17 protein-coding genes and 1 other RNA gene are annotated in these 21756 nt (G+C 66.2%); 5 read left to right on the top strand and 13 right to left on the bottom strand.

Features of this window, described 5'->3' with window-relative positions:
• The first annotated feature begins 78 nt into the window (after window positions 1-78).
• Together ACCQ06_RS01150 and ACCQ06_RS01145 are read left to right on the top strand one after the other, a co-directional pair.
• Window positions 79-873, top strand: coding sequence for an undecaprenyl-diphosphate phosphatase (locus tag ACCQ06_RS01150; protein WP_316689908.1), 795 nt, complete (start codon window positions 79-81; stop codon window positions 871-873).
• Window positions 874-1006: 133 nt separating this feature from the next.
• Complete coding sequence (locus ACCQ06_RS01145) at window positions 1007-1813, top strand: META domain-containing protein (RefSeq protein WP_316689907.1); 807 nt, start codon at window positions 1007-1009, stop codon at window positions 1811-1813.
• A 599-nt stretch (window positions 1814-2412) separates the two neighbouring features.
• On the opposite strand, the gene ACCQ06_RS01140 is transcribed toward ACCQ06_RS01145, so the two are convergent.
• The 13 genes from ACCQ06_RS01140 to ACCQ06_RS01080 all read right to left on the bottom strand — a co-directional run bounded on the left by ACCQ06_RS01140 (window position 2413) and on the right by ACCQ06_RS01080 (window position 15793).
• A complete protein-coding gene (locus tag ACCQ06_RS01140; protein ID WP_316689905.1) occupies window positions 2413-3024 on the bottom strand; it encodes a YbhB/YbcL family Raf kinase inhibitor-like protein in 612 nt (203 codons plus the stop codon).
• A gap of 681 nt (window positions 3025-3705) precedes the next feature.
• A complete protein-coding gene (locus tag ACCQ06_RS01135) occupies window positions 3706-5778 on the bottom strand; it encodes a tetratricopeptide repeat protein (protein WP_316689904.1) in 2073 nt (690 codons plus the stop codon).
• A gap of 57 nt (window positions 5779-5835) precedes the next feature.
• A complete protein-coding gene (locus tag ACCQ06_RS01130; RefSeq protein ID WP_316689903.1) occupies window positions 5836-6822 on the bottom strand; it encodes a YheT family hydrolase in 987 nt (328 codons plus the stop codon).
• Between the two features lie 63 nt (window positions 6823-6885).
• A complete protein-coding gene (locus ACCQ06_RS01125; RefSeq protein WP_316689902.1) occupies window positions 6886-7785 on the bottom strand; it encodes a lysophospholipid acyltransferase family protein in 900 nt (299 codons plus the stop codon).
• A gap of 21 nt (window positions 7786-7806) precedes the next feature.
• Window positions 7807-8235 carry a hotdog fold thioesterase gene (locus ACCQ06_RS01120; protein ID WP_316689901.1) on the bottom strand — a complete coding sequence of 143 codons (429 nt, stop codon included), beginning with the start codon at window positions 8233-8235 and terminating at the stop codon, window positions 7807-7809.
• A gap of 269 nt (window positions 8236-8504) precedes the next feature.
• A non-coding RNA gene (locus tag ACCQ06_RS01115) (sX9 sRNA) lies at window positions 8505-8580 on the bottom strand.
• 73 nt (window positions 8581-8653) lie between these two features.
• On the bottom strand, window positions 8654-10669 hold the full coding sequence (locus tag ACCQ06_RS01110) for a phospholipase D family protein (protein WP_228324727.1): 2016 nt from the start codon (window positions 10667-10669) through the stop codon (window positions 8654-8656).
• Window positions 10666-11238, bottom strand: coding sequence for a YceI family protein (locus ACCQ06_RS01105; RefSeq protein ID WP_104616256.1), 573 nt, complete (start codon window positions 11236-11238; stop codon window positions 10666-10668). Before ACCQ06_RS01105 ends, ACCQ06_RS01110 begins: the two co-directional genes overlap by 4 nt.
• A 3-nt stretch (window positions 11239-11241) precedes the next feature.
• Window positions 11242-11718 carry a SixA phosphatase family protein gene (locus tag ACCQ06_RS01100; RefSeq protein ID WP_104616255.1) on the bottom strand — a complete coding sequence of 159 codons (477 nt, stop codon included), beginning with the start codon at window positions 11716-11718 and terminating at the stop codon, window positions 11242-11244.
• Window positions 11719-11733: 15 nt separating this feature from the next.
• Window positions 11734-12366, bottom strand: coding sequence for a ParA family protein (locus ACCQ06_RS01095; protein WP_104616254.1), 633 nt, complete (start codon window positions 12364-12366; stop codon window positions 11734-11736).
• A gap of 152 nt (window positions 12367-12518) precedes the next feature.
• Complete coding sequence (locus tag ACCQ06_RS01090; RefSeq protein WP_316689900.1) at window positions 12519-13589, bottom strand: hypothetical protein; 1071 nt, start codon at window positions 13587-13589, stop codon at window positions 12519-12521.
• Between the two features lie 66 nt (window positions 13590-13655).
• Window positions 13656-14573, bottom strand: coding sequence for an AEC family transporter (locus tag ACCQ06_RS01085; RefSeq protein WP_104616252.1), 918 nt, complete (start codon window positions 14571-14573; stop codon window positions 13656-13658).
• Window positions 14574-15157: 584 nt separating this feature from the next.
• The gene (locus ACCQ06_RS01080) at window positions 15158-15793 is read right to left on the bottom strand and encodes a tetratricopeptide repeat protein (protein WP_104616250.1); all 636 of its coding nucleotides are present in this window, start codon (window positions 15791-15793) and stop codon (window positions 15158-15160) included.
• Between the two features lie 194 nt (window positions 15794-15987).
• Between ACCQ06_RS01080 and ACCQ06_RS01075 the strand changes: the two genes are divergently transcribed.
• The 3 genes from ACCQ06_RS01075 (at window position 15988) to ACCQ06_RS01065 (ending at window position 21715) form a co-directional block, all read left to right on the top strand.
• Window positions 15988-19680 (top strand): indolepyruvate ferredoxin oxidoreductase family protein, encoded by a 3693-nt coding sequence (locus ACCQ06_RS01075; protein ID WP_316689899.1) that lies wholly within the window; start codon window positions 15988-15990, stop codon window positions 19678-19680.
• Between the two features lie 116 nt (window positions 19681-19796).
• Complete coding sequence (locus ACCQ06_RS01070; protein WP_316689898.1) at window positions 19797-20441, top strand: helix-turn-helix transcriptional regulator; 645 nt, start codon at window positions 19797-19799, stop codon at window positions 20439-20441.
• Window positions 20438-21715, top strand: a complete 1278-nt coding sequence (locus ACCQ06_RS01065) for a type II toxin-antitoxin system HipA family toxin (protein WP_228324734.1) — start codon at window positions 20438-20440, stop codon at window positions 21713-21715. The genes ACCQ06_RS01070 and ACCQ06_RS01065 overlap by 4 nt, the downstream gene beginning before the upstream one ends.
• Window positions 21716-21756: the final 41 nt, after the last annotated feature.

Here is a 21756-nt window from a genome sequence, read left to right as displayed (position 1 = left end):
TGCTGAGCATGCACCGATGTGGTGCATGCCGCAATGCACTATCCTGACGCCTCCCCCCCAACCCTCCCCTCCCGTCCGATGTCCGATCTGATTTCCGCCCTGCTACTGGGCATTCTCGAAGGCTTGACCGAATTTCTGCCGATCTCCAGCACCGGCCACCTGTTGATCGCCGAACAATGGCTCGGACGCCGTTCTGACTTCTTCAATATCGTCATCCAGGCCGGCGCCATCCTGGCCATCTGCCTGGCGCTGCGGCAAAAGCTGTGGACCCTGGCCACCGGCCTGGGCGAGCGCGCCAACCGCGACTACGTACTCAAGATCGGTGTGGCCTTCATGGTCACTGCCGTGGTCGGGCTGATCGTGCGCAAGGCCGGCTGGCAACTACCGGAAACCGTGCATCCGGTAGCCTGGGCGCTGCTGATCGGCGGTCTGTGGATGCTGGTGGCCGAGCACTTTGCCGGCAAGCTGCCCGAGCACGACGTGGTCACCTGGAAGGTCGCCATTGCGGTGGGCCTGGCGCAGGTGGTGGCCGGCGTGTTCCCCGGCACCTCGCGCTCGGCCTCGGCGATTTTCCTGGCCATGCTGCTGGGCCTGAGCAAGCGCTCGGCAGCAGCGGACTTCGTGTTCATGGTCGGCATCCCCACCATGTTCGCGGCCAGCGGTTACGCGCTGCTGGAGATGTACAAGGAAGGCGGGTTCGGCAGCGAGAACTGGACCGATGTGGCGGTGGCCTTCGTGGCAGCGACCATCACCGGTTTTGTGGTGGTGAAGTGGCTGCTGGGCTACATCAAGAAGCACCGCTTCACGGTGTTTGCGGTGTATCGCATCGTGCTCGGCGCCGCCCTGCTGTTGTGGTTGCCGGTCGCGGCCTGAACCGCAACACGCACCTGCCCTGCCCGTCGCCGTAGATGCGATCGGCAGGGCAATTGCGCGGGCAGTGACGCCGGTCATTGCCGCCGCCGCACGCTGGCGGTATCACTGAGGCCTTGATCGCCTGGAGCCGCCGATGCGTGCCGTGTTCTTTGCCCCAGCCCTGCTGGCGGCGGGCGTGACGGCCTGCGGCTCGGGCGCGACATCCGGTGCCGACGGCGCCGCGCCAGGCACAACTGCCGCCTCGACCGCAGCGGCCGCGCCGGCGCGCGACAACGTCCCGTTACGCGCCGCCTTGCAAGCGCAGCACTGGCAGCTGCAGCAGGCCAGCGATGCGCACGGCACCGCTCTGCGTAGCCTGTTCGTGGCCGGCAGCGCGCCGCTGCAACTGGACTTTGCCGATCAACGCATCCAGGTCAGCCAGACCTGCAACGCGCTCGGTGCCAACTACAGCGTGGCCGAGACGCAACTGCAGATCGGCCGCGTGGTATCGAGCAAGCGGCTGTGTGCGCAGCCGCGAAAAATGTCCCAGGAACGCGCCGCCAGCGACCTGTTGTCCGGCCGCTTTGCGGTGACGCTGGACACCGCACAAGCCGCGCCGCGGCTGACCTTGACCCGCAGCGATGGCACCCGCCTACTGTTCAACGGCGTGCCCACGGCAACCACCCGCTACGGCGGGCCGGGGCAAACGCTGCTGATCGAAGTGGCCGCCGACACCGTGCCCTGCGACAACGACCGGCCGCGCGCCTGCCTGCAACTGCGCGAGCGCACCGATGCACAGCCGGCGACCGCATCCTGGCAACCCTTCGACGGCAGGATCGAAGGCTTCAACCACGAAGCCGGCATCCGCACCCTGCTGCGCGTCACCCGCTATCGGCCAGCCGCCGGTCAGGGGGGTGCACCGGTGTATGTGCTGGAGCAGATGATCGAGGCGAGCGGCTAGCGTTGGGAGTTGGGAGTTGGGAGTTGGGAGTTGGGAGTTGGGAGTTGGGAATCGGGAATCGGAAATCGGAAATCGTCGAGCGTTGCGCGATTGGTGATGCGATTGGCGCATCGACAGCGTTGACGCGCTCGGCGCTGCAATGCGCGTGACGGTCGGCCAGCTGGGTGCCGTCACAGCAGCGGCCCGGTCATCGTGGCCTGGTGCAGACGCCATGCCGGATGCGCTCTTTGGCTTGCGCGTCGCACGGCATCAAGACCAGGTCGCCGGCACCCCGGCCCGCCGCAAAGAACTTACCGGCTGAGCACATCCGCGCATACCACGCGTGTGCGGGGGATCGGCTTGCGTCCAGGATGATGCGCAGTGGCCAGTCAACGCATGCATCAGATCGATACGCGCTGTTGTTGCGCTTGACGGGCATCTACGCACCTTTTCCGGGAGCGCTCCGCTAGACGGAAGTGGATCATTGCGCGCGTCCACGCGGGCTTTGCGCAACCGCACGTCGGCCGGATTGCCCGGACAGAACGTGCGGATGCGGCGCTTGCAGCTTCCTTGGATACTCGTTGCCGCCCTGACCGCGCAGCCTGGCGGCCATGCGGTCCTCAGCGCAGCGATGGATTCAGCGTGTAGGTGCCGTGCAGCGCCGCTTCGGCCAGGACGTGACCCTGGATGGCCGACAGCACATCGGCTGCAGTGAAGCTGGCGGGCAGGCTGAGCGTGGCCACATCCAGCGCGAACACGCGGAAGAAATAGCGGTGCAGCCGCAGGTCGTTGAACGGCGGGTACGGGCCGTCGTAGCCCAGATAGTCGCCGGCCATGTCGGGGTTGCCGGCAAACCACTGCGTGTAGGAGTTCAGGCCCTGGCGTGCGCCTGCCGGACCAGCCGGCAGCTGCTTGCCCTTGGGAACAAAGCCGTCGCTGCAGCTGCCTGCGGCAATCTCGTGCACGTCGGCGGGGATGTCGGCCATCGCCCAATGCACGAAATCGGCGCGTGGCTGCTCGACCGGAATCTGCACATCCTGGCGCCCCACCGTTTCCGGCACCGTCGGCACATCCGGGTCCAGGCACAGCAGCGCGAACGAGCGCGTGCCTTGCGGAACATCGCTCCAGGCCAGATGCGGGTTGCGGTTGGGCGCGAAGCCATCCGGCGTGCCGGCGGCAAATTCCACCGCGATGGGCTTACCGTTTTCGATGCTGGTGCTGGTCAGACGCATGCAAAGTCTCCGTGGATCCAAGCGCCCAGCCTGCCTGGATTGGCGCGGCAACGGAAGCCGCTGCAGTGGAACCTTGTGTGGCGCGGCTGGCGCGGTTGCGTGCACGTGTCGTCAGGCGCGCTTAAGTTGTGCACAGCGGCCAGTGCCGCGTGAGCGAGCAATGGGACAACCGTTGGCATGCCACTTCGCCGGGCAGGGATCGCTGGAATCGTTATCCGCCCCCGGCATCCGTGCGCGCCGCGCCATCCGGATACCTGGATATCCGGACATCCGTAGGAGCGGACCTGGCCGCGACGGGCTTCACCGCTATCGATACCGCCTCGTCGCGGCCGGGTCCGCTCCTACGACAGCACTGCGGCTGGGAGATGTAAGCGGCAGGCCGTGCGCTGGTCAGTGCTCCAGATCTTCCGTCGATGCCATGGCGAGCGGCGGCGCCGCAGCAAGCACCGCACCAGCTGTACCTATGTCACCGCTACTGTCACCGCTACAGCGCGGATCGCTGCCATCGTTATCTGTAGCCCGCTTTATCTCGCCTGCCATCCACGCGCACTGCGCCATCCGAACATCCGTAGGAGCGGACCTGGCCGCGATGGGCTTCACCGCTATCGGTAACGCCTCGTCGCGGCCGGGTCCGCTCCTACGACAGCCTTGCGCTGCGAGATGTACGCCGCAGGCGGTGCCTCAGTCCTGCGGGTATCCGAAGCGCACTGCGATCAAGGTGAGCAGGTCGAACTGGGCGCCGAGTACGCCGCGATAACTGCGCCAGCGACCGGACGCCAGGCGGGCCGGGCCGCGCGGTTCGACCAGCGGGAAATTCAGCCCGAACGCCTGCTCCAGTGCGGTGGAAATGCCCTGCGGGTCGCTTTCGATGCCATCCAGGCGGATGATCCGGTGCGGGTACAGATCGCGTTCGTGCAGCACGGCCAGCTGTTCCAGCGCCGCCAACAACCAGTCGGTGGCCTGCTGCGGCGACTGCACCGCCAGCGGCGAGGATGCGCCGGCCGAGAGCCAGTCCAGCAGCATGTCGCGCGGGTCGCGCAGCGCAATCGCCAGGCGCCCCTCGGGCAGATGCGGGCGTAGCGCGGTGAGCAAGGTGTTGTCCCACCACAGCAGCCAGTCGATGACATTGCCATCGTCGATGCCGCGGCGCAGCAGCTGTGCTTTCCAGCCTTCCACCAAGGCCATCGGCGCCAGTTGCCCGGATGCCAATTGCTCGACGCTGCGGTAGCTCTGCAACGCATCGGACGGCGGCGTGGCGCCGTAACGGTCGCCGCGCACCAGCGGGGTGGCGGCGTCCATCACCGCGATCAGGCGTTCGACATGCGAGCCCGGGGTGCCCCAGACAAACAGCGGACGCGCGGTAACGGTGTCAGGAATGCTGCCCAGCGCCGGCCACTGCATCGGTTGTTTGGCAGCCTGCGGCGGCAACGGCAGTCGGTGCTGGGCCTGTTCGCGATGGAACTGCATCCAGGTGGCTAGCGCGGCGTCGGGCTGGCCGGCACGGTCCTGCACATGACCCAACCACGGCCGCAGCACGGTCTGCTGCGGTGCGGGCAACGACTCGATCAAGGATTCGACACAGGCGATCGCCGCCGGCGGGTCGCGCTCCAGCAGCGCTTCGACGATGCGCTGTTCGCCGCTGATGCGGCCCGGCTCCACCGCCACGATCTGCCGCGCCACCATTTCCGCGTCCTCGGCGTGGCCCTGCATGTCGTGCACGCGCATCAGCGCTTCCAGCGCGGGCAGATGCTCGGGCATGCCCAGCAGCCAGCGCTCGATCACCGCCTGCGCCTGCGGCCCGCCGACCGGCTCCACCGCCAGCCGCGCCAGCCATAGATCGTGCGCATTGCTGGAGGTGGCCAGCGCCGCATCCAGCGTGTCGCGCGCATCGTCCACCGCGCCCAGACGCTCCCAGGCGGTGAGCAAGGCATGCAAGGTGCGCCGGTCTGCCGGCCAGTGGGCCAGCGCCAGACGCAGATGCGCGGCCGCCTGATCGGGGCGACCGGCCTGCAATTCCATCTCGCCGGCCAGCCGGCGCATCGCCGGGATGTCGCCATCGGGCTGGGCCAGCACGCCCTGCATCGCGGTCAGCGCATCGTCCAGGCGGCCCTGGCGCTGGGCCAGCTGGGCAATGAACGCGCGCAGCGCAGTGCCCGGCGGATTGAGCTCGACCACGCGCTCGAAGGCGCGCTCGGCGAACGCGAAGTGTTCCTTCTGCAGATACGCAAAGCCCAGCGCGAACATCACCCGCGGGTCGTCCGGCAACTGCTCTGCAGCGCGGGTCAGCAGCGACAGCGCGCGGTCGCTCTGGCCACGACGCATCTCCACCACGCCATCGACCGCCAGCAGCTGCGGGTGGTCCGGCGCCAGGCGTGCGGCGGTACGGCTCAGCCGCTCGGCGTCGTCCAGATCGCCGCGCCCCACCGCCAGATGCGCCTGCATCACATAGGCGTTGAACTGGTTCGGGTCCAACGCGGTACTGCGCGACAACGCGGCATCGGCCGCCGACAAATTGCGCGTGGCCAGCAGCAGCCCGGCGTGCAGCAGGTGAAGATCGGCGTCTTCCGGGGTCAGCGTCAGCGCGGTTTCGATACTGGTCAGCGCCAGCGCCGGTTGGCCTTGCTGCTGCAAGGACAGCCCGAGCCAGCGGTGCGCGGCCGCGTTATCCGGCGCGGTGGTCGCCCACTCGCGGGCCAGCACCACCGCATCGTCGGCCGCATTGCGGCGCAGGGCTTGAAGAATGGCGTCTTGCATGGCGGCGGCGTGTCCCGGACAAACCGCTATTGTAACGATGCGCGCTGCGGCGCCGACCTACGTGTGCGCCGCCAGCCGCTCGGCCACCCAGCGTTCGGCAAAGCCGTCGCCGCGGGCGTTTTCCAGAAAGCCGCAATGCCCGCCCCAACGCGCGATTTCCAGGTGCGCGTGCGCCGGCAGTTTCCAGCCGGCGAAGTCCTCGAACGGAATCACCGGGTCGTCTTCGGCCATCAGGATGTCCGAGGGCACCTGCAGTCCGGCCAGGCGTTCGCCGGCGATCGAATAGCTGTCGAAATACGCTTCCAGCGAGCCGTGGCCGGTGTGCTGCACCGCCAGCCAGGCCATCAGCTCGCGCATGTCCAGCGCCAGGGTGGCGTCGTCGTAGCCGTGCTGGTCCGGGAACAGCTTGCGCTTGCGCAGCAGCGATTCGCGCCATTTGCGGCGGAAGTACCAGTCGTAGAACTGCGGGCCTTTTTCCAGCTGGGCCATGGTGGCGGCTGGGTCCAGCAACGGACACACCGCCGCCACCCGCGCCAGCGGCAGGCCCGCTGCCGGTGCCCGCAAGGCCAGCCGCAGCGCGAAGTTGCCGCCCAGCGAATACCCGGCCGCCAGCAGCTGCGGCGCGGGAAAGCGCCGCCACAGATCGCCGGCCGCGTTGACCACCTCGTCGATGCGATCAGAGTGGAACAGGTCCACATTGAGATGGTGGGTGTCGCCGTGATCGCGGAAGTTCAGCCGGAACACCTGGTAGCCCAGGCCGAGCAGGCGCGCGGCGGTCAGCCGCATGTAATTGGAATCGGCGCTGCCTTCCCAACCGTGCAGCAGCAGCACGGTACCGCGCACCGGCGCATCACCGGGCGGTACGCTCATCCAGCCCTGCAGCCGTACGCCGTCGCCGCCGTCGAGAATATGTTCGCTGGTGACCGCGCCGCTGGCGCTTAGCAACTGGCGGCTGCGCAACCGGCGCAAGCCGCTGCTGGCCAGCACCGATTGCACATGAGGATTGCGCAGCCAGCGCGGCGGCTGAAAGTCGGAGGCGTTCATGCGCGCATCGGGCCAGGTACGAGGACGCCAGCCGCTGGGTGGATGAGCGCGTGCATCGCCGGCTCAGGACTCCATCGCGGCGATGATGCGTTGACGCGAGGTGTCGGCCAGGCGGCGACGTCCTTCGATATCGAACGCGCCGATCGGCTCCAGGAAATGGAGTTCGGCCAGGCGCGACGGCTCGCCGAGCAGGCGCACGATGTTGGCGAAGAAACTCTCGCGCTCGCCAAAGGCCACCACCGCCTGTGCATTGCCGCGCACGCCGTAGCGCAGCGCCACCGGCTGCACCGGCACACCGGCTTCCACCGCCGCCTGGAAGATGCGCGCATGGAACGGACCCACTTCGGTACCGCCGCGGGTGCGCCCTTCCGGAAACACGCCGACCGGCTTGCCACTGCGCAAACGCTGCAGCATTTCCAGCAGCACCCCGCCCAGCGATTCGGTGTTGCCGCGTTGATGAAAAATGGTCTGGCCCTTGGCCGCCAGCCAGCCCACCAGCGGCCAGCCGGCGATTTCGCGCTTGGCCACAAAGCCCATCACCCGCTGGCTATGCAGCATGGAGATATCGACCCAGCTGACGTGATTGGCCACGAACAAGGTGGCGCCCGACAGCGGCGTGCCGAAGCGGCGCAGACGAAACCCGAAGATACGCATCAGGTTGCCCTGCCACCAGCGGATCATCAGTTCGTCCAGGGTGTCCTGGGGGCCGGTGCGGATGCGCGCCAGCGGCGGCGTCACCACGCACAGCATGGTGATCGGCAGAAACACACACAGATGCAGCAGCAGCAGCGGCACCCGATACAGGTACCGGAACCAACGCAGCGGGCCGCCAGCGTCGCGCGTGGCGTCCAGGGATGACTCGCTCATTCGACGAACGGGACCGGTAACGGGGGAAGGAGGCACGGCTATTGTGACAGCAGCTCGGCCGCGGCGCAGTGCCGGCAGCGGATGGCGCTGTTCCACCCATGCAGCTGCCAGGCGTGTTCAGCCATTGGTGCGCGCCACCACCGCCAACGTCAGACGCGAGACGCAGACGCGCTTGGCGGCCGGATTTTCGATGACGATGTCCCAGACATGCGTGCTGCGCCCCACATGCACCGCGCGCGCGGTGCCGGTGACCAGTCCCTCGGTGGCCGCGCGCAGATGGTTGGCGTTGATCTCCAGCCCCACGCACATCTGGGTGCTCATCTCCACGCACAGATTGCCGGCGCTGCTGCCCAGGGTTTCGGCCAGCACCACCGAGGCGCCGCCATGCAGCAGGCCATACGGCTGCTTGGTGCGCGCATCCACCGGCATGGTGGCGCGCAGCCAGTCGTCGCCAGCGTCGGTGAACACGATGCCCAGCTGTTCGATCAGGGTGTTGCGGCTGGAGGCGTTGAGGGCGGCGAGATCGACGGGAGCGCGGAAGGTCATGGGCTGGGGATTGGGGATTGGGGATTGGGGATTGGGGATCGGGAATCGGGAATCGGGAATCGGGAATCGGGAATCGCAACAGCATCTGCGAGATTGCGGCTGGTGCAACGCCTGCCGCTGTCTGGTGGATTCAAGGCTACTGCAATCGTCGGTGTCGCTGCTTGCCCCGGATTGGCGGGAGTGGTCGCGCCGGCGGGTGCCAGGGTGGTTTTACCAGCTCCCGGCAGCGCACGCCGCTTGTTGCTGTCGAACGATTGCAGCCCTAGAGCGGCTAAAAACCGCAGCGAGCAGTTGTCACGTGGGTGTGGACCGCGCGCTCAGAGCCGGAGTGTACGGGTGGTAGATGCCGCACCGAGCGCAGGCCGCGCCTGGCTGGCGGCGAGCACAGTAGGTTTTGTCAGCTGCGCTTAGCTGTCGATTACAGAATCGGCACCAGGCCGGCGCCGAATGCGGTCAGCATGCGCACCAGCAACCATTTCGGGCCGACGTTGACCTCGGGGAAGTCGCCCACCGCCACATAGCACTTCCGGAACTGCGGGTCCTGCCGCTTGAGCGGGAACGGGCAGTCGGGGCCGGGCTGGAACTCGTAATTGGTCGCGTAGCGCCACGGCCAGAAGTCCAGAACCGGCAACGCTTCGGACACCTTGCCCACGCTGTAGTTCAATCCGCTCAACACCGGCGGTTTTTCGCGCGGGGCCACCGTCCAGGCATTTTCCGGGTTCATGTCGCGCTCGATGCTGGCCGCCAGCGCCTGCGCAAAGCGCGCATCGTCGATCACCACCGCCGCTTCGGTGTTGTAGTTCTCGCTGCGCGGATCGAAGTTGTGCGTGCCGATCACGCCGATGCGGCGATCCACCACCAGCGATTTAGCGTGCAACCCCATGCGCGCACCGGCGCGGGTCACCGGCAGCGGTTTGTTGACCGCGCGGGTGCCCAGAAACGACGGCCGGGTTTCGGTACGTAACACGCGGCGATCGACCTCGCTGCCGCCGGGCGCACGGCCGGCGCCACTGCTGCCGCGAATCACGCTGCCGCCAGTACCGCGGGTGTCTGCACCGCGGCTGCCACGCATCGCATTGCCGGCCGCACTGCCGCCGATCAAACGAGTGTCGCGGCTGTCTTCGTTGATGTCGGAGGCGGGATTGAGCGGGTCCGGCACCAGATTGGCGTAATCCACCGGCGCGTCCAGCGGAAACGGCTTGAACTCGTACAGATTGAAGCCCAGCTCGCGCATGTTGCGGCGTTTGAACTTGTACGACAGCGCATACACGATGGGGTTGTCGGTGGCTGCCAGGCTGTTGGTCGACACCACGATGCGCGGCGGCTGCGGGCGTTTGCGCAGCGCGCGGAAGATCGCCTGGGCCTCGTCGGACAACACCAGATACGGCGTTTGCAGCAGCACTTCCTGCTGCGCGCCGGCGATCAGGCCGTCCAGTTCCGGCGCCGTCGATACCGCCTTGGCGGCGTGTTCCCTGCGATGCTTCTGTGGCAGGTCGGCCACATAGAGCACGCGCTGCACCGGTATCGCCGGGGTGACAAAGACATCGCGCACGAACTGCGGATCGCGCGCTTCCTGGTCCACCCGCGCCACCCGATCCGGGCGCCGGAACTGTGCGGGCGGCATCTGCGGCGCGCCCTGCTCCAGCAGCAGCCGGCCCACATCGTTCAGGCGCTCGGCCGGCACGCTGCGCCGCGCGCGCCAGAACGCATCGAAGTTGGCCGCCATCGCGCGCACTTCCGGGCCGGCCACAATCACGTCGCGGTCGCGGAAGTTGTATTCGCTGTCCCAGTCGTAATAGTCGTCCTGGTAATTGCGCCCGCCGACCACGCCCAGCACATCGTCCACCACCAGCAACTTGTTGTGCATGCGCTGGTTGAAGCGCCGGAAACAGCACACCACGCTGCCGGCGTAATCGAAGTAATTGAGTTTGACCTTGCCGAAGGTGGGGTTGTAGACGCGCAGCTGCAGGTTTTCGTGGGTGCTGGCCAGCGCGCCGAGAATCTGCAGATCGGCGATTGCCGACAGCTGATCGATCAGGATCCGCACCTTGACCCCGCGCTGGGCTGCGTCGGTCAGCGCGTCCAGAATCATGCGCGCGCTGTCGTCCTTGTCGAAGATATAGGTTTGCAGGTCGATGCTGCGGGTGGCGCTGCGGATCAGGTTGAGCCGCGCCACCAGCGATTCTTCGCCGTGGTCGACAATGGTGGCGTAATGCCGCGGCGCGGCCGGTGTTGAGGCAGTGATGGCCTCGCCGCCCAGCGTGCGCAGCGGCGAGGGCTGGGCGCAGTGATTGGCCTGGGTGCAGCTGACCACGGTGCTGCGCGCCGCAGCGGCAACGCCGACAGCACGATGACGTTCGGTTTGCGACAGGCCGGCGCATCCGGTGCCGAGCAACAGAGTTGCCAGCACAAGCAGCCTCAGCAGGAACCTCACGGGCGCCGCGCCTCCAGCAACCGCCCACGCAGAATGAATGTCACCCTGTCGCCCAGGGCCATCTGCCACGCATTCATTCCGTAACGTCCACGCAGGACCGTACCTCGACTGATCACGTCGCAATCATAGCCCGGCCGCGCGCATTCAGCCGGTGCGACATGCAGGGTCTCGATGTGGGTGATTCCGCGGATGGTCAGGTTGCCGGTGATGTCGCCGCCGCCTTTGACCACTTCTTCGGCGTAAGGCAGCGACTCGAATTCCACCACCGGGTAGCGCGCCACGTCGAAAAAATCCTCGCCGCGCATCCAGCTGGTGTAGCGGTCCTTGCCCGGAATCTCCACCTGGGAGGCGTCCAGCCGGAAGCGCACCTGCATGCGCCGGTCCGGCAATTCCACCAGTTCACCGCGAAAACGCGGGAAGAACCCCTCGATCTTCATGCCGAAGCGGGTCTTGATCTCGAACCCGAAGCGCGACTGCACCGGATCGATGACGTGCACTTTCTGCTGCGCAAGGCAGGGGAGCGCGACCCAGAGCGCGAGCCAGGCGAACCAGCGCAGCGACGATGACACGGATCAAGGCCACCAGAAGGCGGTCAGGCGGGCGATCCCTGGCTCGATGCTAGCGTCCAGCGGCAGCGCCAGCAGGGCGATCGAGGCGGTAGGCATACCGCGGTAGTCGCCGGTCTGCCCGCTATGCATCAGCGCAGCCAACCGCTCCAGGCCCGGGTTGTGACCGACCAGCAGCAGGCGCTCGGCCTCGCGATGTTCGTCCACCAGGCTGGCCAGGGTGCCCGGGGTCGCTTCGTAGATGCGTTCGTCCAGGCGTTGTTCGATATAGCCAGTGAGCTCGAGCACTGCCTCCAGGGTCTCGCGGGAACGCCGCGCCGGCGAGCACAGCACCCGGTCGGGGACCAGCCGCTGTTCGCGCAACCAACGCCCGGCAGATTCCGCCTCGGCGATGCCGTGCGGGGACAGCGGGCGGTCGAAGTCGGCCTGGCCGGTATCGGCCGGCTCGGCATGGGCGTGTCGCAACAAGATCAATTCGCGCATAAGAACTTTCCGGTTCTAGGACTTCTTGAGCCACTTCAACAGCGGCTCCCAGTCCTGTTGATGGTCGCGCACCTGCGCCGAGCGGTAATCGAACAAGCTGCGCCCCAGCCCGGCCATGACCACGTAGGCCTGGGTGTCGCGCAATTGGGTCACCAGCGGATAAGGCCAGGTCCCGATCATCTCGGCGGCCTGCTGGGCGGTCTGGGTCCAGGGGCGGGCGCGGTTGAGCACCAGGCCGACCGGGAGCTTGCGCTGATGCACGCGCGGCACCTTGGCCAGCGTGTTGAGAAAGCCCACCACCGCTTCGATGTCCAGGGCCGAGGACAGCACCGGCACCACGATGGCGTCGACGTGGTCCAGAAAGCCGCTCAGGTCGTCGGCCATCGCACCGGCCGGCGCGTCGATGATCAGCTGGTCGGTGCCATCGGGGACTGCCGCCTGCCAGTTGCGGCGCTTGGTGGCGTCGATCGGCAGTACCGCACTGTCGAGGCTGGCGCGTCGCTGCGCCCAGCGTGTGGACGAGCCCTGCGGATCGGCATCTGCCAGCACGGTGCGCTGGCCTTGCAAGGCCGCGTATGCGGCCAGATTGGTGGCGATCGTGGTCTTGCCGACGCCGCCTTTGGAAGCGGCCACCAGGACTGTCTTCATGCACGCCTCGCTTCCGGGAGCAAGCCGGCAGCGTACACCGCGGCAAGGTGAGGGAGTAGTCGAAACGCGTTAAACGCGATGCGTGCGTTCGTCATCGCAGTGCAGCAAACGCGCACGGTTCAGCCGCGCACATTTGCTGCGCACCTTGTGTCTCAGCGAATTGCGGCGACGGGATGCCAGCCCGCCGGTGGCAAGGCGGTAACGCCGCTGCGTTGCAAGGACGCGCGCAATGCGGGGATTTCACCTTGCGTCAAAGTGATCTCAACCTCAGCAGTGGCAGTGGCAGTGGCAGTGGCAACACTGGGCGTGCGGCGATGTTGATGCTGCTGCAACCACCGCAACTCGCGTACCCGCGCGTGCCAATACGCAGCATCGCGGCCGGTGCTCAGCGCTGCCATGCGCTCGGAGCCGATCAACGCCGTTACCAGCATTGCGTCGTCGTTGCCCAGGTTGCCGAGGATGACCATGCACTCATCGCGCAATGCAGGTGCGGCGATGGGCGGGGTGCATCGGCGCGTGACCTCAACCAGCGACGGAAGTGCGTGCGCCGCCCAGGCGCCCATCACGTAGCCCATCGCCATCTCCGCACCAGTGGACGGCAGACCTTGTGCCTGCAATTGCGCGCGCAGCTGCGACGATTGCAGGTGTGGCCATTGCATCCCGGCATAGGCCGCGTGCAAGGCCTGCCCCAGCGCAACCGCGCCGCTGTCGAAATGGTCCGCGCGTGCGGCGGCCTGCCAGGCGGATTCGGCGGCGAGCCGATCGCCGCGTCGCTGCGCGGCGCTGAAGGCCCGCAACGGCGCATCGGCGTTGCCGGCATCGGCCTGTTCCAGAAAAACCACTGCGCCGGCCGGGTCGCAACGCAGCTCCGCCGGGCAGTCGTTGGCCTCTACACGCGCGACCAGCAGATCGCGGGGCCGTGCATCCAGCGCGCCTTGCAGCACTGCCCGCTGGGCTGGCGCATCGCCGGTGGCGGCGGCCTGCGTATCAGTCTGCGCGTCATCGCTGAGCCACAGCAGGCCTGCAACATAACGCTGACGCGGCTGTTCGCTGGCGGCCAGGGTCTGCAGCCGCGCCTGCATGGCCTGGCCAACTTGCTGTGCCCACTGCTGCACCTCGGGTGCATTGGCGGGATCGGGTGTGGCAGGCGCTGTTGCCGCAGAGGCCGACAGGCTGGTGCCAAGGCACAGCAGCGCAACTGCGATCTGACGATATCCCTGCATGTGCTTGTCTTCCGTGTGAGCGCGGCACCATGCCGCAGGCCAGCATTTCATGCCGCTGCGGGCGTATCAAGCCACCAGGCGCGCCAGCAACCAGGACCAGGCGGGCAAGGTCAGCAGCGAGAGCAGGATGCTGTAGCCGACCATGGCGGCCGCCAGCCTGGGGGCCAGCCGATGCGAGATCGCCAGCGCGGCGGCGGTGATCATGGTGGGCATGGCCGATTCGAGCACGGTGGTCTGCAGCATCAGCCCGCGCAGGCCGAGCGCCCAGGACAGCGGCAGCGCCAGGATCGGCATCACCGCCAGCTTGAAGATCAGCCCCACCGCCAGCGGCTTGAGTTCGTCGGCGGGCAGACGCAACTGCAGCGAAAAGCCCACCGCCAGCATCACCAGCGGCAACATCGCATCGGCCAGGCTCTTGAGGCCTGCGCCGATCCAGGCCGGCGGCTGCGCGGGCATCAACGTCAGCGCAAACAGCAGCGCCCACAGCGGCGGGAACTTGAGGACACGGGTCAGTATGATTTTTGCGGTGGGCGGCGTATCGCCGCTGTAGCGCGCCAGCACGTACAGGCCGAAGGTGGACAACAGCACGAAGGTGCCGAACTGGTCGTACACCACCGCGTACGGCAGGGCCTGGTCGCCCAGCAGCGCGCGCACCATCGGAAACCCGATGAAGCTGGAGTTGGTGAACACCACGCACATCAGCAGCGCGGCGTACTCGGCACGGCCGAAGCGCAACACGTGGCTGCAGCCCCACAGCAGCGGCACGATGATGGCGGTCAGCAGCCATGGCGTGGCGATCACCCCGCCCAGCGAGGCGTCCAGATGCAGGCGCGGCACGTAGGTCAGCACCGAGGCAGGCAGGCAGATGTACAACACGATGCGATTGAGCACATCGGCGCTGTTGTCGGGCAGCACCTTGAGCCGCGCGAATACCAGGCCAAGCCCCAGCATCGCCAGGATCAACGCAAATGCATCCACCGCCATGGCTGATCGTGTCTGTTGGAGAGCGATGCACAGGATCGCACAGCGCCGGGCCCAGGCATTGGAGGAAGGCTGGCTTGGCGTCGCGCTCGCGCGAAGAGCGCGTCGGCCCGATGGCCAAGCACTTTACGGCGCAACAGATCGAGCCGGAACAAGCGGTCGCGCGCGCCATTGGATCCCTGCACGAAGAGGGCGCGCCATCGGTGCGCAGCGAGACTTCCCTCGTTTGCCTATTCCGAAGCCAGTCTGTGGAGGGCGCGGTGCCCTCGCCGCTCGCAGGACACGCCGTGACCCCGTCCCTGGGGGCTCGATGGCGGTATCACGCCGCCAACGGTCCTGCAATCGGCGAGGACACCGCAGCAGACAGGTTGCCGGCTGCGTGATTGAACCCTGTGCGCAACGACCATCGCGACTGTCATTGCTCGCTCACCTTCGCGGGACCTGACGCGCCGTGAATGCCGTGCAAGAGCTGGTATGGACGTCCTTGCAGCGTGTCCCGCGATGGTCGGCGGGCAGGACCCTGCAGCAAACCTGCAGACCACTGCACGGCATGCGCTGCAGGCAATCCCTGCAGCGCGGCGTACCGCTTACGGAAACGCTGGCGGGTTGGCCTGCCATGCCGCAAAGACCTCGGCCAGGCTGGTGCGCTCAGCCTCGCGCCAATCCGGCAGCAGGCTGGCGTAATTGGCAGTGCTGCCCCAACGATCGGGCCAGGTGCGCACCGCGGCGGCATACCACTCGGTAGCCTCCTGCTTGCGACCTGCCCGCCACAACGTCAAGGCGGCGGTGGTGGGCAACCATTCCGGCGTGGCCGGGCGACCATTGGCCAGGTTGGCCCACTGCTGCAACGCCTTGTCGGGCTTGTCGGCGCGCAGCAGGTCCCAGCCGTAGTTCCAGCTGATGGCCCGATATTGCTGGCTGCCATTGGAGACCAGTGCCAACGCCCCCTGGTACAGCTCATCGCCCAGTTGCGTGCGTCCGCCGGCATAGGCCAGCGAGGCCAGCTGGGCGCGCGGCTCGGCGGCGCGTGCGTCCCGCTGCACCATCGCGGCCAGACGGTCGACCACGGCATCGCCCTGCCCCGGCACCGCGACCACCGCCTTGGTGGTGCTGCGGTCTTCGTCGAAATAGAACTCCTTGGGCTTGGGCAGGCTCTGTGCCTGCGCCAGCGACCACACGCCTCCAAGCAGGACCAAGGCGGCCCATGCGTATTTCCTTTTCACTGTGTTTTCCCCTGAACAGCAAACGACCCTTCCCGTCCCCATCCTACCCGCAGCGCGACGGCGGCGCATCCGCATGCGAACGGGCGCGTGAAGGCTGACTGTTACACTTTGCACCGCCGTTTTGGAATCCGTCGGGCGCGTCATTGGTTTCAGATGACACGCACCGGGTCCCAGCCACCCTTTCCGGGCACGCCATGACCAGTACCGCTGCACTCTCTTCTCCCGACTCTGCCAACACGCCGGAGCTCGGCCGGGTGGATGCGGACTACACGCTGGACCACAAATACACGCGCACCGATGGGCGCATCTATCTGTCCGGCGTGCAGGCCCTGGTGCGGCTGCCGTTGCTGCAGCGCCTGCGCGACGACGCGGCCGGCCTGGACACCGCCGGCTTCATCAGCGGCTACCGCGGCAGCCCCTTGGGCGGGCTCGATCTGGAACTGTGGCGCGCGCGCAAGCATCTGGATGCCGCCAGGGTGACCTTCACCCCGGGCCTCAACGAGGACCTGGCCGCCACCATGGTGTGGGGCACCCAGCAGACCAACCTGTTCCCCGGCGCCAAGGTGCAGGGCGTGTACGGCATGTGGTACGGCAAGGGCCCGGGTGTGGACCGCAGCGGCGATGTGTTCAAGCACGGCAATGCTGCCGGCACTTCGCCGTTTGGCGGCGTGCTGGCGCTGGCCGCCGACGACCATGCCTGCCGCAGCTCGACGCTGCCGCATGGGTCGGAAGACGAATTCGTCAGCGCGATGATGCCCATCCTCAACCCGGCCGGGGTGCAGGACATCCTGGACATGGGTTTGCTGGGCTGGGCGATGAGCCGCTACACCGGGCGCTGGATCGGCTTCAAGACCATCGCCGAGACGGTGGAATCGTCCGCGTCGGTGCAGGTGGACCCATTCGCGCGCAGCATCGTGCTGCCGGAGGATTTCGCGCTGCCGCCGGGCGGTTTGAGCATCCGTTGGCCGGACCCGCCGGTGGATCAGGAAATGCGCCTGCATCGCTATGCGGTGGCGGCCGCGCAGGCATTTGCGCGGGCAAACCAGATCGACCGGATCGTGCTGGATTCGCCGCGCGCGCGGCTGGGCATCGTCACCACCGGCAAGAGCTATCTGGACGTCTTGCAGGCGCTGGAATACCTGGGCCTGGATGCGCAGGCCTGCGCGCAGATCGGTATCCGCGTGTACAAGGTCGGCATGACCTGGCCGCTGGAACCGGTGGGCATCAGCGCGTTCGCGCAGGGTCTCGACGACATTGTGGTGGTGGAAGAAAAGAAGGCCTTCATCGAGCGCCAGATGAAGGAGCTGTTCTACAACTGGCCGGCCAATGCCGGTGCGCGGCCCAGCATCGTCGGCAAATACGACGAACACGGCGCATGGATTTTGCCGTCGACCGGCGAGCTGACCCCGGCCACGATCGCCGCGGTAATCGGCAAGCGCATCCAGCGCTTTTTCACTGCCGATTCGATCGAGCAGCGGTTGCGCTGGATGGAGACCAAGGAAGCGGAAATGGCCTTGCCGCGCGCGCAGTTCCCGCGCGTGCCGCATTACTGCTCGGGCTGCCCGCACAACACTTCCACGGTGGTGCCGGAAGGCTCGCGCGCGCTGGGCGGCATCGGGTGCCATTACATGGTGACCTGGATGAACCGCTCCACCGACACCTTCACCCACATGGGCGGCGAAGGCGTGACGTGGTCGGGGCAGGCGCCGTTTACCGACACACCGCACGTGTTTCAGAACCTGGGCGATGGCACGTATTTCCACAGCGGCTCGTTGGCGATTCGCCAATCGGTCGCCACCGGCGTCAACATCACCTACAAGATTCTCTACAACGATGCGGTGGCCATGACCGGCGGCCAGCCGGTGGACGGCACGCTCACCGTGCCGGACATCGCCCATCAGCTGCGCGCCGAAGGCATCCACGAGATTGCGATCGTCAGCGACGACATCGGCAAGTGGACGCGGCGGCGCGATCTGTTTCCCGCCGATGTGGCATTTCATGATCGTGGCGAGCTGGATGCAGTGCAACAGCACCTACGCACGGTCAAGGGGGTGTCGATCCTGATCTTCGATCAGACCTGCGCCACCGAAAAGCGTCGGCGCCGCAAACGCGGCAAGCTGGTCGACCCGCCCAAGCGCGTCATGATCAATTCGCTGGTCTGCGAAGGCTGCGGCGATTGCGGCGAGAAAAGTTTTTGCGTGTCGGTGCTGCCGAAGGAAACCGAATTCGGGCGCAAGCGGCAGATCGATCAATCCAATTGCAACAAGGATTATTCCTGCGTCTCCGGGTTCTGCCCGAGCTTTGTCACCGTGCATGGCGGTGCGCCGCGCAAGGGCAAACAACGCGATGCCAGCGCATTGCTGGATAACCTGCCCGCACCGCCGCAGCGCACCACGTTGGAGCAGCCCTGGAACATCCTGATCACCGGCGTCGGCGGCACTGGCGTGGTGACCATCGGTGCGCTGCTGGGCATGGCCGGGCACCTTGAAGGCAAGGGCGCCACGGTGCTGGACCAGACCGGCCTGGCGCAAAAAGGTGGCGCGGTCACCACGCATATCCGCATCGCGCGCACGCCCGGCGATATCCATGCGGTGCGCATTGCCGCCGGCGAAGCCGACCTGGTGGTGGGCTGCGACATGGTGGTGGTCAACGATTATTGGGCGCTGTCCAAGGTACGCGATGGCCGCACCCAGGTGGTGCTCAACACCTATGAGGCGATGCCGGGCAGCTTCACCACGCAGCCGGATCTGCAGTTCCCGGCTGACGAGATCATTGCCGGCGTGCGTACCGCGCTTGGCGGACAGGAGCCGTTATTGCTGGATGCCACGCAACTGGCCACTGCATTGCTGGGCGATGCGATCGCCAGCAATCTGTTCGTGCTGGGTTATGCCTGGCAGCACGGACTGGTGCCGTTGTCGCATGCGGCATTGATGCGCGCGATCGAACTCAATGGCGCAGCGGTGGCGATGAATCAGCAGGCCTTCGCCTGGGGCCGGCTGGCGGCGGTGGATCTGCCGGCGGTGCAACGCGCTGCAGGTCTGGCCAACGCTGACGCGTCTGCACATCGACACGGTGACACACCCGCCGCACGTGCGCCCGGTAGCTGGGAAGACCACACTCTCAGCGGACAAAACGCACCGCGTGCGTTGGCGCAAACCGATGGCAGCACACTGCATGGCGATGTGGATGCACCGGTGCATCCACTCGACGATGAGCAGCTGGCGCAGTCGCTGGACGAAGCGATTACCCGCCGCATCGCGTTTCTCACCGACTACCAGGACGCTGCCTACGCGCAGCGCTATCGCGCGCTGGTGGAACGCGTGCGTGGACACGAGGCCCAACGCGTCCCCGGCAGCACGGCGTTGATCGAAGCGGTGGCGCGCTACGCCTTCAAGCTGATGGCCTACAAGGACGAATATGAAGTTGCGCGGTTATACACGCGTGGCGATTTCCAGCGCCGGCTGCAGCAGCAGTTCGAAGGCGACTACACGGTCCGCTTCCACCTGGCACCACCGCTGCTGGCCAAGAAGGATGCACACGGCCATGCGATCAAGCGCGAATACGGGCCGTGGATGTTCAGCGCTTTCAAGCTGCTGGCACGGCTGAAATTCCTGCGCGGCGGCAAGCTCGATGTGTTCGGCTACACCGCAGAGCGCCGCAGCGAGCGGCAGCTGATTGTCGATTATCTCGCCACCGTGGACGGGCTGCTGGAGCGTCTGGATGCCGACAACGTGGGCCTGGCCGCGCAGATCGCCAGCATCCCCGAACACATCCGCGGCTATGGGCACGTCAAGGAGGCGCATCTGCGTGAGGCCAAGGCGCGCGAAGCGACCTTGCTGGCGCAGTGGCGCAATCCCAAGGTGCTGCATGTGGTGCAGGCCGCCTGATGTCGCCGAACGATGACATTTTTTTCATGTCATCGCTCGACGACATTTTATTGGAGACATTGGGTGGTTCGGCGCGATTGGCCTTTCGAATGTAAGCGATCGTCGACATTGCGCCAATGTCGCCGATCGCTTACATTGCAGCCATGGATACTGTCCGTACACCTTCCGATATCGGTAACATCATCCGCGCCAGGCGCAAGCGCCTGGGCTGGGATCAGGCTCGCCTGGCCAACGACATCGGTGTGAGCCGGCAATGGGTCGTCGATATCGAGAAAGGCAAGCCGCGTGCGGAACTGCAATTGATCCTGAGAGCGCTGCAGGCGTTGGGACTGGAGTTGATGCTGGGCCCAGGCGTTGCTCAGGTTCCGCAGGCGAGCGTGCCCGATCGCGGCACCGTGACGCCGATCAATCTCGATGCGATCGTTGAACATAACCGGTCCAATCCGCCATTGGGAACCAACGCTCTCAATGCGTTCAACAACACTATCCAGACTCAATTCTCGTCGCTCGATAGGCTGAAAAACGCTGGCTTGCACAGACCATTTCCGGCATTGGATGCTCTAAAACAGTCTCCGGCGCAGGCAGCATTAGCTGCAGCACTGAATAAATATCCCTCGCTGATCGATGCACCGAATGAAAAACATGGAGTGAATGAAGTCTTGCAGAACCAGGTCTCCGCACGTGATCGTTCGAAGGTTGGCAAGGCAGCGAAAATTTCCAACGTCATATCGGCATCTTCTAAAAAGAAGGGCGATCCGTGAGACTGCTCGCACTGATCGAACACCAGGTGATCGGTCATCTTGCGTCCGACCCGCATGGGCTTCCACGATTTACCTACACGCCGGACTGGCAGCATTCGAATAGTGCGATACCGCTGTCGTTGAATCTTCCGCTTAGCAAGGAGGATCACCGCACAGAGGCGGTCGACGCAGTGCTGTGGGGCCTGCTGCCAGACAACGAAGCCACACTGCAACGCTGGGCCTCCAGGTTCCAGGTCTCTCCGCGCAACCCGCTCGCCCTGTTGTCGCACGTCGGCGAGGATTGCGCTGGTGCAGTGCAGTTCGTCACCGAAGCCCGACTTGAGGATGTGCTGTCCGGCGCCAGCGACGCCATCGAACCGCTCACCGATGGCGAACTGGAAGCACGCTTGCGCAGGCTGCGCCAGGATGTGGGTGCAGCACGCCAGGTCGATGACGTCGGTCAATTCAGCCTGGCCGGCGCGCAGGCCAAGATCGCGTTGCTGCACGACGGGCAGCAGTGGGCCATCCCGGCCGGACGCATCCCGACCACGCATATCCTCAAACCACCGAGCGGGGAATACGACGGGTTCGTCGAGAACGAGCTGTTCTGCCTGCGCCTGGCGCGCAGCATCGGCCTGCCGACCGCCGCCGCCCAGGCGCTGCGCTTCGGCGATGAAACCGCCATTTGCGTCGAACGTTACGACCGCATCGGCAGCGACGGCAGGCTGCTGCGCATCCACCAGGAAGACGTCTGCCAAGCGCTGGGGGTGATGCCGCAGATCAAATACCAGAACCAGGGTGGCCCGGGACCGGCTGCGTTGTCGCAGCTGTTGTGGACGCACTCCTCACGGGCGCGGCAGGACGTCGAAACCCTGTTCCAGGCGTTGGTCTTCAATCACCTGATCGGCGGCACCGATGCGCACGCGAAGAACTATTCGCTGCTGCTCGGCCAACACCGGCAGGTACGGCTGGCACCGTTGTACGACATCTCCAGCGCCCTGCCGTATCCGCAACTGCAACAGCGCAAAATCAAGATGGCAATGAAAGTCGGCAGCCACTATCGCTGGTGGGACATTGGTCCAGGCGACTGGCGGCAATTGGCCGAAACGCTGCGCCTGGACGCCATGACCTGCCTCGCCTGGATGGAGATGGCCGCAAGCGACCTGCCCGATCAGGCGCGTGATCTTGCCGTCGTGCTTCGACAGGAAGGCGTCGCGCATCCGGTCCTGGATGCGCTAGTGGATGCCATCGCCGCGTCGTGCCAACGCATGCGCACCCTGTTGCAATCGAACTGATCGTTGGTTGGAACCGTATCGCCAGGCCGCACTCGGCCATG

This window comes from Xanthomonas sp. NCPPB 4467 (genome assembly GCF_041475665.2).
In the GTDB taxonomy this organism is placed as follows: domain Bacteria; phylum Pseudomonadota; class Gammaproteobacteria; order Xanthomonadales; family Xanthomonadaceae; genus Xanthomonas; species Xanthomonas dyei.
The sequence above is the reverse complement of the archived record's forward strand: the minus strand, read 5'-3'. Positions and strand labels throughout refer to the sequence as shown.

Excerpts from the sequence above, each read along its gene's own strand:
- ACCQ06_RS01150 (WP_316689908.1), top strand. The coding sequence starts at position 79 with ATGTCCGATCTGATTTCCGCCCTGCTACTGGGCATTCTCGAAGGCTTG.
- ACCQ06_RS01145 (WP_316689907.1), top strand. The coding sequence starts at position 1,007 with ATGCGTGCCGTGTTCTTTGCCCCAGCCCTGCTGGCGGCGGGCGTGACG.
- ACCQ06_RS01140 (WP_316689905.1), bottom strand. The coding sequence starts at position 3,024 with ATGCGTCTGACCAGCACCAGCATCGAAAACGGTAAGCCCATCGCGGTG.
- ACCQ06_RS01135 (WP_316689904.1), bottom strand. The coding sequence starts at position 5,778 with ATGCAAGACGCCATTCTTCAAGCCCTGCGCCGCAATGCGGCCGACGAT.
- ACCQ06_RS01130 (WP_316689903.1), bottom strand. The coding sequence starts at position 6,822 with ATGAACGCCTCCGACTTTCAGCCGCCGCGCTGGCTGCGCAATCCTCAT.
- ACCQ06_RS01120 (WP_316689901.1), bottom strand. The coding sequence starts at position 8,235 with ATGACCTTCCGCGCTCCCGTCGATCTCGCCGCCCTCAACGCCTCCAGC.
- ACCQ06_RS01100 (WP_104616255.1), bottom strand. The coding sequence starts at position 11,718 with ATGCGCGAATTGATCTTGTTGCGACACGCCCATGCCGAGCCGGCCGAT.
- ACCQ06_RS01095 (WP_104616254.1), bottom strand. The coding sequence starts at position 12,366 with ATGAAGACAGTCCTGGTGGCCGCTTCCAAAGGCGGCGTCGGCAAGACC.
- ACCQ06_RS01090 (WP_316689900.1), bottom strand. The coding sequence starts at position 13,589 with ATGCAGGGATATCGTCAGATCGCAGTTGCGCTGCTGTGCCTTGGCACC.
- ACCQ06_RS01085 (WP_104616252.1), bottom strand. The coding sequence starts at position 14,573 with ATGGCGGTGGATGCATTTGCGTTGATCCTGGCGATGCTGGGGCTTGGC.
- ACCQ06_RS01075 (WP_316689899.1), top strand. The coding sequence starts at position 15,988 with ATGACCAGTACCGCTGCACTCTCTTCTCCCGACTCTGCCAACACGCCG.
- ACCQ06_RS01070 (WP_316689898.1), top strand. The coding sequence starts at position 19,797 with ATGTCGCCGATCGCTTACATTGCAGCCATGGATACTGTCCGTACACCT.